This window comes from Clostridium sp. AT4, from assembly GCF_001517625.2.
GTDB lineage: Bacteria > Bacillota > Clostridia > Lachnospirales > Lachnospiraceae > Enterocloster.
This window is the reverse complement of record NZ_LN999828.1, coordinates 2,104,149-2,115,821: the sequence shown is the minus strand read 5'-3', so window position 1 is coordinate 2,115,821 and position 11,673 is coordinate 2,104,149. Positions and strand designations below refer to the sequence as shown.

The window sequence follows — 11,673 nt, the reverse complement described above, 5'->3', positions numbered from 1 at the left end:
AAAGGAAGGTCATAAGGTGAATAAGATTCCAAAGGATCCCATGATCCTGTTCAGCTTTGTGAATACACAGCTTAGAGACCGTTTCAGTTCATTGGAAGAGATGTGCAGAGAAATGGAGCTGGATCAGTCTTATATAGAAGAAACTCTGGAAGGTGCAGGGTTTTCCTATGATCCCAAACGGAACTGCTTCCGCTGATGGTTGGCAGCAAAAGCCGGCTTTATCTGATGTCTGGTCAGATAGGGCCGGCTTTTTTGAGGTGGTGCGAAAGGGCGAAGGCTGGAAATAAATAACAGGATGTGGTAGACTGGACAAAAGATCATTCACGGAATAGGGATGTATATTGTGATGGGGGATCTGTTAAGCTATAGTAGGAATACCCGATAGAGGATGAACAAAGCAGGAGGAGATATATGGGAGTGATATTCAATGAGGCAGAGGCTGTCTGGGAATGGCTTATGACGCATCTTATCGTAATCAATCTCTTGTTTTCCATTATTATTATTTTTTTCCAGCGCAGAGATCCCAGATCGGTATGGACCTGGCTGTTTGCTCTGAACTTTATTCCGGTGTTCGGAATTATATTTTATCTTCTTTTCGGCCAGGATTTAAAAAAGAGCCGGATGTTTAAGGTAAAGGGAATCAGCGATCGGCTGAATATGCCGGTTAAAAGCCAGGAAGAGATTATCCGCTCAAGCGATATTCCGGAGGAAATGATGGATCCCCTCATAAGGGATTTCCGCAGCCTGATCCTCTATAACCTGGAAACTTCCGGAGCTGTGCTTACGACCGACAATCAGGTGAAGATCTACACAGACGGCCAGGCGAAATTTGAAGGCCTTCGGACCGCTCTGCGCCGTGCCAGCCGATTTATCCACATTCAGTATTATATTATTAAAAATGACGAGGTATTTGATTCGATCGTGCCGATTCTGGAGGATAAGGTGCGTGAAGGCGTAGAGGTGCGGATTCTTTATGACGGCATGGGGGGTCGCTTTATGCCGAAACGCCGGTGGGAGGAACTGCGCCGCGCCGGGATTTTAGTCGGTGTATTTTTCCCTCCTATTTTAGGCTGGCTGAACCTGCGTGTAAATTACAGAAATCATAGAAAAATCGTTGTGATAGACGGGAATGTGGGATTTGTAGGCGGTTTTAATATTGGACGTGAATATATTTCAAAGGATCCCGGATTCGGTTATTGGAGAGATACCCATCTGCGGATCACCGGTGAAGCAGTGATGAGCCTGCAGATCCGCTTTGCACTGGACTGGAATTATGCTACGGGAGAGAATCTCTTTAAAAATGAGGCCTATTTCCGGACAGATCTGAAAAAGAAGACGGACGTCCGAAGGGATAAAGAAAGACCGGCCTGGCCTGATCCTGAACTGGAGGGAAGCCAGGTGGGAATGCAGATCATTGCCAGCGGTCCGGATACCAGAGAACCCCATATCCGAAACAACTATCTGGAACTGTTTCACAAGGCAAAGCACCATATTTATATTCAGACGCCTTATTTTGTGCCGGACGACGCCATTTTTTCGGCGCTTAAGATGGCTGCTTTGTCCGGGGTCGATGTGCGTCTGATGATTCCCTGTAAGCCGGATCATCCGTTTGTGTACCGGGCAACCTGTTCTTATGCAGGAGAACTTTTGGATTATGGTGCAAAGGTCTATATCTATACTAATGGTTTTCTCCATTCCAAGGGGATTATGGTTGACGGCCGGGTCTGCTGCTATGGCACTGCCAATATGGATATCCGGAGCTTTGAACTGAATTTTGAGGTAAACGCTACGATTTATGATGAGGCGGTCACGGCAGAACTGGAGCAGGCATTTATGAATGACCTGCCTCACTGCCGCCAGATAACAAGAGAGGATTATAAAAAAAGAGGCCTTCTGACCAGGATCAGGGAGCAGGGAAGCCGTCTTTTGTCTCCGCTTTTATAGGAAGAATAATTTTCAGTTCTGCTGTCCATACTAGCCCTATGAAGAGACAGTATAATGGAAAATTAAAAGAATCGCTCCGCAATTTCTGCCGCTGCGGGATTGCGGGCTGGTGTCTGGAGGTCATTTTCACTTCATCGGAATCCTGGATGCGGGGAGATATGCGGCTCATGGGGCGCACCTCGCTCTGGATGTTTCCCATCTATGGCATGGGAGTCCTTCTGCCGGGGATCGTAAATACGGCAGACCGTTGGCTCACCGGCCTGTCTGCATTCCCGGAGGCGGGAACCGATCGTATTTCACCACCAGCCAGACTGGTGCGCCACGGACTTATGGATATGGTTCTGATTTTTACGGCAGAGTATGTGACAGGAACGATTTTAAAGTATTTTAATGTGTGCCCATGGGATTATTCCATGTGGCCCGATCATATCGGCGGGGTGATCCGGCTGGCTTTTGGGCCCCTGTGGTTTTGCACCGGGCTTCTCTTTGAGATGCTTCAGACCCCCGGCAGACTTGAAAACTCAAACTAACAAAGAGTTGTATTTCCGATGTTTTCTGGTATATAATGGATACCATCAGCGGGCAGGAGAGCATCCCTTTATCCGCTGATGGCAGTAAATATTTTGAACAGAAGGAGAGTTACATATGATACGCTTATTGCTGGCAGCCATCGCCATTGTGCTGTATTTGGTACTTACTTTTCCGGTTTTGTGTTTTCTGGAGAAAAAGGCAAAAAAGAACCCGGAGGAGGCAGGCTGGAAGAGCTTTTCCATGGTGCGGTGGATTTTTAAAAAAATCAGCCGGATCGCCGGGATCACATACGAGGTGCGGGGGCTGGAAAATATTCCCACCGACCGGGCGGTGCTTTATGTGGGAAACCACAGAAGTTATTTTGATATTGTCATGGGCTATATGACCGTTCCTGGACTGACCGGTTTTATTGCCAAAAAGGAAATGATAAAGATCCCGCTGCTAAACCGCTGGATGGATCGGATGAACTGCTTATTTTTGGATCGTTCGAATATTAAAGAAGGTTTAAAAACTATTTTGGCAGGAATTGAAAAGATCAAGGGAGGAATTTCCATGTGGATTTTCCCCGAAGGAACCAGAAATCCCGGTGAGAATCCGGAAAAACTGATGGAGTTCCATGAGGGAAGTTTAAAGATTGCAGAAAAGAGCGGCTGTCCGGTGATCCCTGTTGCCATGGTGGGGACGGCAGAGGTATTTGAGCGTCATTTCCCATGGATCCGGCCCAGCCATGTGATCATCGAATACGGAAAACCCATTTATTTAAAGGAACTTCCGGCAGAAAACCGCAAGTTCCCCGGAGCCTACACAAGAGAGATCATTTGCTCCATGATAAAAGAGCTGGAGGAACAGAGATGAAGGAACTGAACTTACAGGAGATCCGGCAGCAGCTGGATGTGATTGACGCCAGCCTGACAGAGCTGTTTGAGACACGTATGGAGCTGTGCAGAGAGGTGGCTGAGTATAAGATACAGACCGGAAAGCCTGTTTATGACAGGGAGAGGGAGCAGCAGAAGCTTAAGGCGGTTACAGCTCTGGCTCACAGTGATTTTACGCGCAAAGGTACATATGAACTGTTTTCGCAGATCATGACCATCAGCCGCAGGCTTCAGTATGGTCTTCTGGCTTCCCACGGGCAGGAGATGGACACCGGGTTTTCCATGATCGAGGATTTAAAAAGGGAAAATGTGCGGATCGTATATCAGGGTGTGGAGGGCTCCTATGGACACGGTGCGGCCCGCCGGTATTTCGGCCCGGATGCGGATATGTACCATGTAAAGACCATGGAGGATGCCATGACAGAGGTGGAGGAGGGCCGGGCAGATTATGCGGTGCTCCCTATTGAAAACTCCTCCGCTGGGGCAGTAAGCGACAACTATGATCTCTTAGTAAAGCATAATGTGTACATCGCAGCGGAAACGGAGCTTCCGATTAACCATGCGCTGCTGGGCCGGGAAGATGCGGATATTAAGGATATCCGGACAGTTTATTCCCATCCGCAGGCTCTGATGCAGACCTCCCAGTATCTGAATGCCCACAGGGACTGGAAACAGATCAGCACGGTCAATACGGCGGTAGCGGCTAAAAAAGTGGCAGAGGAAAACGATCGTTCCCAGGCGGCGGTAGCCAGTGAGATTGCGGGAGAGCTTTATGGCTTAAAGGTGCTGGAGCGCTCCATTAACCACAATAAAAATAATGTGACCCGTTTTATTATCCTGTCAAAGGATCCTGTATACAGAAAGGGCGCTAATAAGGTGAGCATCTGTTTTGAGGGCGTCCACAGAAGCGGCTCTCTTTACAATATGCTTGGAAATCTGATTTACAATGACATCAATATGCTGATGATCGAATCGCGCCCCATTCCCGGGAGAAGCTGGGAATACCGTTTTTTTGTAGATGTGGAAGGGTCTTTATCCGATGCAAAGATCCGCAATGCTTTAAAGGGGATTTCTGAGGAAGCCGTATCCTTAAGGATCCTGGGAAACTACTGAGCCGAATCGGTTGGAGCGTGGATTCCCTTATCCGCTGATGGTAAGGGAAATATGGATACAAAGAAGAAACGAGGAAAGAGATATGGATATCAGAGAACTTGTGATCTACCGCAATTTAAAACATCAAACGTTGTTTGAGCAGATGGCAGGACTTATGGGAATGTCAGAAGAAAAGGAGAGTACAGATTCTTTTGCCTGTGCGGGACAGCTGATCGAACTGGCTGCAAAGTACGGCTTTGAAGGAAACCTGTGGCACTGTTTTCTGGCGCTCTGCCTGGCAGATAATGAAAATGCATATACAACTGCCTGTGAGGTCAAAGGGCCTGCAGGCGGTACTTTGGATCTTCTGGCGAAAGAAGACTTTGCCATTTTCAAGGCACTGTTTGATTTTGATCTTTCTTCTCTTGCGCCCTCTTCTTTGTGGAGCCTGCTTGCGGACTACCGCCCGGCACTTCAGGAGAGCCGGGTTTTTAACCGCAGGATCAGGGACAGGATCGTGGAGCTGGCAGAGGCCCTGGAGCAGGCATCTGACCTGGAAGGATTTCAGCAGACTATGGTGGAATTTTACAGGGGATACGGGGCGGGAACTTTTGGACTGAATAAGGCTTTCCGGATTCTGGAAAAAGAGGCCGGAGGGCTGACGGTGATCGATCCCATTGTAAATGTGGAGCATATTTATTTTAAGGATATTGTGGGATATGAGCTTCAGAAGCATAAGCTGATTGAAAATACGGAGGCTTTTGTAAATGGAAAAGAGGCCAATAACGTACTTTTATTCGGTGATGCGGGAACGGGAAAATCCTCCAGCGTAAAGGCGGTTTTGAACGAATATTACAGCAGGGGCCTGCGTATGATTGAGGTATACAAGCACCAGTTTAAGGATCTTTCAGATGTTCTGGAGCAGATCAAGGACCGCAATTACAAGTTTATCATTTACATGGATGATCTGTCCTTTGAGGATTACGAGCTGGAATATAAGTATTTGAAGGCTATTTTGGAAGGAGGACTGGGAAAACGTCCGGATAATGTGTTGATCTATGCGACCTCCAACCGCCGCCATCTCATCCGGGAGAAATTCAGCGACAAGAGGGAGCTGGATGACGATCTTCACAATAATGATACGGTTCAGGAGAAGCTTTCTCTGGCAGCCCGGTTCGGCGTTACGATTTACTACGGTTCACCGGATAAACGGCAGTTTCAGTCCATAGTCAAAGCGCTGGCTAAGAGGCATCAGCTGGATATACCGGAGGAGGAACTGCTTTTGGAAGCCAATAAATGGGAATTGAGCCACGGAGGACTTTCCGGGCGTACGGCTTCCCAGTTCATTACCCATCTGCTGGGATGCGATTTTACATAAAATATACAGAAATTTTACATCATAAGGAAGAAAGAAGATGAGTCCGGGATTATAATAGCAGTCATACAGTCCCGGGCTTAGGCCATACAGGGGATCGGGCAGCGCGCCCCAAAAGGAGGAAGAACGTGGCAGTAAGAATGTTTGCAGCGATAGAGATCGGCTCATTTGCTCTGGAACTGGGAATTTATGAGATTTCTGAAAAGACGGGGATCCGTTGCGTAGATCACATCCGCCATGTGATCGCTCTGGGAAGCGATACCTTCAGCGAAGGAAAAATCAGCTACGGTCTGGCGGATGAGATGTGCTCTGTTCTGGAGGATTTTACGGGGATTATGAAAACCTACCGGGTGCGGGAGTACCGGGCTTACGGAACCACAGCCATGCGCGAGGCGAAAAACAGCCAGATCATCCTGGATCAGATCTGTGTAAGAACCGGACTTAAGGTGCGAATTATCAGCAATTCAGAGCAGCGTTTTATTAGCTATAAGGCAGTGGCGGCAAAGACAGGAGAATTTAACCGGATCATCCAGAAGGGAACGGCGATTGTAGATGTGGGCTTTGGAAGCGCCCAGATTTCTCTGTTTGATAAGGATACTCTGGTAACGACCCAGAGCCTGCCTCTTGGTACTCTGCGGATCCGCAGCCAGCTGGCTAAAATCCCAGCCAGTGTAAGGTCGCATTGTCTTCACATTGAGGAGCTGGTAGATAATGAGCTGATAACCTTTCGGAAAATGTATTTAAAAGACAGAAAGATTGATAATCTGATCGGGATCGGAACCAATATTACCTATCTGATGCGCCAGCTTGGATTAAACACAGCGTCAGACCGTGTGGACGCCAAAGAGATGGAGCTTTTTTATGAGCGCCTTTCTCAGATGACCCTGGATCAGATTGAGGAGCGTTTTAATGTGAACAGTGAGTATGCATCCCTGCTCCTTCCGGCAGCGGTTGTATACCGCAGAGCGATGGAGGTTACGGGAGCGGGACAGTTCTGGATTCCTGATATCGGCCTTTGTGACGGCATTGCGGCAGAATATGCCGATGACTGCCGTCTGTTCCGATTCAGCCACAGCTTTGAGAATGATATTCTGGCAGCGGCCAGAAATATGGCAAAGCGGTATAAATGCCATGCGGGCCATAATCAGATGCTGGAGCAGTATGCGTTATCTATCTTTGACGCTGCGCGGAAATTTCATGGTATGGGAGCAAGGGAGCGGCTCCTGCTCCAGATCGCAGTGACTCTGCATGGCTGCGGCAAGTTTATCAGCATCCGAAATTCCAATGAAAGCAGTTATAACCTGATCATGTCTACGGAGATTATCGGACTGAGCCATCTGGAACGTGAGATTATCGCAAATGTAGTCCGCTACAATATCCGTGATTTTGATTACGATACCATTCAGCTGGAAACGCAGATTGGAGAGGATGGAAGCGGTAATCTAAACCGAAGCGCCATTACCATTCGTATAGCCAAGCTGACGGCAATCCTGCGCCTTGCAAATTCCATGGACAAGACCCACAAGTCCAAGCTGGCAGACTGCCGGATGGCGATTCGGGAGGGAGAGTTAGTCATTACCACAGGATACACGGGAGATCTGGCTCTGGAGCGGGCGTCCTTTGAACAGAAGGCGGATTTTTTTGAGGAAATATTTGGAATAAGGCCGGTGTTAAAGCAGAAAAGGAGGGCATGACATGGCAGAAAAAGAAAAAAATACCACAGATTTTGGAGCAGATCCCTCCAATTTTGTTAATCGGGAACTGAGCTGGCTGGAATTTAATTACCGGGTTCTCAGCGAAGCCAGAGATAAGAGCCTGCCCTTGTTTGAGCGACTGAAATTTTTAAGCATTACAGCCTCCAATCTGGATGAATTTTATATGGTCCGTGTGGCTTCCCTAAAGGATATGGTACACGCGAAATATATGAAGCAGGATATTGCAGGAATGACGGCTCAGGAGCAGTTAGACGCTATCAGCATAAAGACCCATCAGCTGGTGGAGCTGCAGTATTCCACCTATATCCGTTCCCTGGTGCCGTCTTTGCGCCAGAACGGCCTGCGGATCATCATGGAGCATGAGGATCTTACAAAGGAGGAAGCGGCCTGTGCGGACTCCTATTTCCAGACCAATGTATACCCGGTGCTTACCCCCATGGCCTTTGATTCCTCACGGCCCTTCCCGCTGATCCGCAACAAAACCCTGAATATTGCGGCTCTGTTAAAGAAAAAGAACGGGGATGGAGAACTGGAATTTGCCATGGTGCAGGTGCCCTCTGTGCTGCCAAGAATCGTAGAGCTTCCCAGAGAGACAATGGAGGATGGCACAGGGCAGAGGGTGGTGATCCTTTTAGAGGAGATCATTGAGCGGAATATGCCCTCCCTGTTCTTAAATTATGATATTGTGGCCTCTCATCCCTTCCGCATCATGCGGAATGCAGATCTTTCCATTGATGAGGAGGAGGCGGTGGATCTTCTGGAGGAGATCCAGAAGCAGCTGAAAAAGCGCCAGTGGGGCGAGGCAATCCGGCTGGAGATTGAATCCAATGTAGATAAGCGGCTTCTTAAAATCCTGAAAAAGGAGCTTTCCATCAGCAGTCAGGATATCTTCCGCATCCCTGGGCCATTAGATCTGACCTTCCTTATGAAAATGTATGGTCTGGAAGGCTTTGAAGCCTTTAAGGCTCCCAAGTACATCCCGCAGCCGGTACCGGCCCTGATGAATGAGGATGATATTTTCACCAACATCCGAAAGGGCGATATCCTGCTCCATCACCCATATCAGAGCTTTGATCCGGTGGTGGACTTTGTGCGCAGCGCAGCCAGAGATCCGGAGGTTTTAGCCATCAAACAGACCCTTTACCGTGTGAGCGGAAATTCCCCCATCATTGCGGCTTTGGCAGAGGCGGCGGAGAATGGAAAGCAGGTATCCGTACTGGTGGAATTAAAGGCCCGTTTTGATGAGGAAAATAATATCAACTGGGCAAAAATGCTGGAAAAGGCCGGCTGCCATGTGATCTACGGCCTGGTGGGACTTAAGACCCACAGCAAGATCACTCTGGCAGTCCGCATGGAGGAGGACGGAATCCGCCGCTACGTCCATCTGGGTACGGGAAATTACAATGATTCCACTGCAAAGCTTTATACGGACTGCGGCATTTTAACCTGCGATCCCCAGATCGGCGAGGACGCCACGGCAGTCTTTAACATGCTGTCCGGATATTCGGAGCCAAAGGCCTGGAATAAGCTTTCTGTCGCGCCTCTGTGGCTGAGAAACCGGTTTCTGCGAATGATCCGCCGGGAGACAGCCCACGCAAAGGAAGGACGCAGAGGCCATATTATGGCAAAGATGAACTCCCTTTGCGACAAAGAAATCATCAAAGCTCTCTATGAGGCCTCCTGTGCCGGAGTGGAAATTGAGCTTGTGATCCGCGGGATCTGCTGTCTGCGTGCCGGAGTGCCAGGGTTAAGCGAGCATATCCATGTGCGTTCCATTGTGGGAAATTTCCTGGAGCACAGCCGGATTTTTTATTTCCTCAATGACGGAAGTCCTGAGGTTTATATGGGAAGTGCAGACTGGATGCCGCGGAATCTGGACCGCCGGGTGGAGATTCTGTTCCCGGTAGAGGATGAAGCTTTAAAGGAGCAGGTCATCCATATTCTGAAGGTAGAACTGGAAGATAATGTAAAAGCCCACATTTTACAGCCGGACGGCACCTACGAAAAGGAGGATAAGCGGGGAAAGGTCTTAATAAATTCTCAGGAGCAGTTCTGCCTGGAGGCGGTGCAGCGGGTAAAGGAATACAGGGGAGAGGACGACCCGGCAGTGACCCGGATCTTTAAACCCATAGAAAGCGGAAATATATAAATTCAATAAAAAGAGCGGTTCTGCTGATGCAGGGCTGCTTTTTTTATCCGTAACATATTTTCCCATAATTTTTCAAGAAAAAAGTAAGGAAAACCATTGGTTAATATGGTATGATAATCATAAATATACTTTACAAAGAAATGATAACGTATGAGGAGGGGAATCATATGCCCGATATCAACATTCTGGTAGTAGACGATGAAAAGGAGATCGCAGATCTTATAGAGATTTATCTGGTAAGTGATGGATATAAGGTTTTTAAGGCGGAAAATGCCTTAAAGGGCCTTGAGATCCTGGAAAAAGAGGAGATCCATCTGGTGCTCCTTGATATCATGATGCCGGGGATGAACGGCCTTGAGATGTGTAAAAAGATCCGTGAAACCAACAATATCCCGATCATTATGCTCAGCGCCAAGTCAACCGACCTTGACAAGATCCTGGGACTGGGGACCGGAGCGGATGACTATGTGGTAAAGCCCTTTAATCCATTAGAACTGACGGCACGGGTAAAATCCCAGCTTCGCCGCTATACCCAGCTAAATCCCAACAGCATGGCAAAGGAAGCGGTAAGCAGCGAAATCACCATCAAGGGAATGAGCATCAACAAGGACAATCACAAGGTGGTGGTAGACGGCGAGGAGATCAAGCTGACTCCCATTGAATTTGATATCCTGTACCTCTTAGCCTCCAATCCTGGAAAGGTGTTCAGCACAGATGAGATTTTCGAGCGCGTATGGAATGAAAAGGTATATGAGGCCAATAATACGGTCATGGTACATATCAGACGCTTAAGAGGAAAGATGAAGGAAGATACCAGGCAGAGCAAGATTATTACAACTGTGTGGGGAGTAGGCTACAAGATTGAAAAATAGTATGGGAAGCAGTTACCGGTTCCGTGTGCTGACCCATATCGTGTACAGCGCCATTATTACCTGCCTGGTAGAAGTATTTCTCATTACAAATCTTTCCATGGTGGCGCGCTACATACAGCAGAGCGGGAAGGTATCGGCTCTGGTCCATTTTATTTTAGGACAGCATCTGGCAGTGGTCATTTTGTATGTGCTTTTGGGGATCGTGATCTTTTCCGTGACCTTTATGATTTTGGAGGAGCCTGGGATCCGCTATCTGGGAAGGATTTCGGATGCGGTTCAGAGCATTTCCCAGGGCAATTTAAATACGGAAGTGGATGTGACCGGGGACGACGAATTTTCCGCCATGGCGGCAAATTTAAACAAGATGTCCTCAGATATCCGAAAGCTTATGGATAAGGAGAGAGAAGCGGAACGCACGAAAAATGAACTGATTACAAATGTGGCTCACGATTTAAGAACGCCCCTTACCTCCATCATCGGCTATCTGGAGCTTTTGGCCGGGAATACGCAGATCCCCCAGGAAATGCAGCACAAGTACATAGAAATTGCCTACAGCAAATCCAGACGGCTGGAAAAGCTGATTGAAGACCTTTTCGGTTTTACGAAGCTGAATTACGGAAAAATCGCCATGCACATAGGACAGATCGATATTGTAAAGCTTTTAGAGCAGCTCTTAGAGGAAGCCTATCCCAACTTTGAGGAAAAAAATCTGTCCTATGACCTTCAGAGCAATGTGCCTGCAAAGATCATAAGTGCTGACGGAAACCTTCTGGCCCGTCTGTTTGACAATCTGATTGGAAATGCCATTAAGTACGGAGCTGATGGAAAGCGGGTTCTGGTAAAGATCCACGGAGAGGAGGACACGGTTACGGTTTCCGTGACGAATTTTGGCCGTGTGATCCCTGCAGATGAGCTGCCTCTTTTATTTAACAAGTTTTACCGTGTGGAGCAGTCGCGTTCTGCCACAACCGGAGGCACCGGCCTTGGTCTTGCGATTGCAAAGGAAATTGTGGATATGCACGGAGGCACCATCCGGGTTGCCAGCGATTTAAATGGTACAGTATTTACGGTAAAGCTTCAGGTACATTTTGATATTGAGAAAGAACAGTTCGGATCATGA

General features: G+C 48.1%; 10 protein-coding genes. All 10 read left to right on the top strand.

Going from position 1 to position 11,673, the window contains the following annotated elements:
* The first annotated feature begins 16 nt into the window (after positions 1 to 16).
* The 10 genes from BN3656_RS16250 (at position 17) to BN3656_RS16205 (ending at position 11,673) form a co-directional block, all read left to right on the top strand.
* Entirely contained in the window at positions 17 to 196 is a 180-nt protein-coding gene (locus BN3656_RS16250) for a DUF4250 domain-containing protein (protein WP_066550516.1), read from the top strand.
* Positions 197 to 411: 215 nt separating this feature from the next.
* Positions 412 to 1,944 (top strand): cardiolipin synthase, encoded by a 1,533-nt coding sequence (gene cls / locus BN3656_RS16245; RefSeq protein ID WP_066550513.1) that lies wholly within the window; start codon positions 412 to 414, stop codon positions 1,942 to 1,944.
* 38 nt (positions 1,945 to 1,982) lie between these two features.
* The gene (locus BN3656_RS16240) at positions 1,983 to 2,474 is read left to right on the top strand and encodes a hypothetical protein (protein ID WP_066550510.1); all 492 of its coding nucleotides are present in this window, start codon (positions 1,983 to 1,985) and stop codon (positions 2,472 to 2,474) included.
* Positions 2,475 to 2,589: 115 nt separating this feature from the next.
* A complete protein-coding gene (locus BN3656_RS16235) occupies positions 2,590 to 3,330 on the top strand; it encodes a lysophospholipid acyltransferase family protein (RefSeq protein ID WP_066550507.1) in 741 nt (246 codons plus the stop codon).
* Positions 3,327 to 4,463, top strand: a complete 1,137-nt coding sequence (gene pheA / locus BN3656_RS16230; protein ID WP_066550504.1) for a prephenate dehydratase — start codon at positions 3,327 to 3,329, stop codon at positions 4,461 to 4,463. Before BN3656_RS16235 ends, pheA begins: the two co-directional genes overlap by 4 nt.
* 82 nt (positions 4,464 to 4,545) lie before the next feature.
* A complete protein-coding gene (locus tag BN3656_RS16225) occupies positions 4,546 to 5,820 on the top strand; it encodes an ATP-binding protein (RefSeq protein ID WP_066550501.1) in 1,275 nt (424 codons plus the stop codon).
* 125 nt (positions 5,821 to 5,945) lie between these two features.
* Positions 5,946 to 7,511, top strand: a complete 1,566-nt coding sequence (locus BN3656_RS16220) for an exopolyphosphatase (protein ID WP_066550498.1) — start codon at positions 5,946 to 5,948, stop codon at positions 7,509 to 7,511.
* Position 7,512: 1 nt separating this feature from the next.
* A complete protein-coding gene (locus BN3656_RS16215) occupies positions 7,513 to 9,681 on the top strand; it encodes an RNA degradosome polyphosphate kinase (RefSeq protein ID WP_066550496.1) in 2,169 nt (722 codons plus the stop codon).
* 167 nt (positions 9,682 to 9,848) lie between these two features.
* A complete protein-coding gene (locus BN3656_RS16210) occupies positions 9,849 to 10,553 on the top strand; it encodes a response regulator transcription factor (RefSeq protein WP_066550494.1) in 705 nt (234 codons plus the stop codon).
* Positions 10,543 to 11,673 (top strand): HAMP domain-containing sensor histidine kinase, encoded by a 1,131-nt coding sequence (locus BN3656_RS16205; RefSeq protein WP_081422995.1) that lies wholly within the window; start codon positions 10,543 to 10,545, stop codon positions 11,671 to 11,673. Before BN3656_RS16210 ends, BN3656_RS16205 begins: the two co-directional genes overlap by 11 nt.

Bases quoted from the DNA above. Each gene is read 5' to 3' on its own strand.
- BN3656_RS16225 (WP_066550501.1), top strand. From the start codon at position 4,546: ATGGATATCAGAGAACTTGTGATCTACCGCAATTTAAAACATCAAACG.
- BN3656_RS16215 (WP_066550496.1), top strand. From the start codon at position 7,513: ATGGCAGAAAAAGAAAAAAATACCACAGATTTTGGAGCAGATCCCTCC.
- cls (WP_066550513.1), top strand. From the start codon at position 412: ATGGGAGTGATATTCAATGAGGCAGAGGCTGTCTGGGAATGGCTTATG.
- BN3656_RS16210 (WP_066550494.1), top strand. From the start codon at position 9,849: ATGCCCGATATCAACATTCTGGTAGTAGACGATGAAAAGGAGATCGCA.
- pheA (WP_066550504.1), top strand. From the start codon at position 3,327: ATGAAGGAACTGAACTTACAGGAGATCCGGCAGCAGCTGGATGTGATT.
- BN3656_RS16235 (WP_066550507.1), top strand. From the start codon at position 2,590: ATGATACGCTTATTGCTGGCAGCCATCGCCATTGTGCTGTATTTGGTA.
- BN3656_RS16240 (WP_066550510.1), top strand. From the start codon at position 1,983: ATGAAGAGACAGTATAATGGAAAATTAAAAGAATCGCTCCGCAATTTC.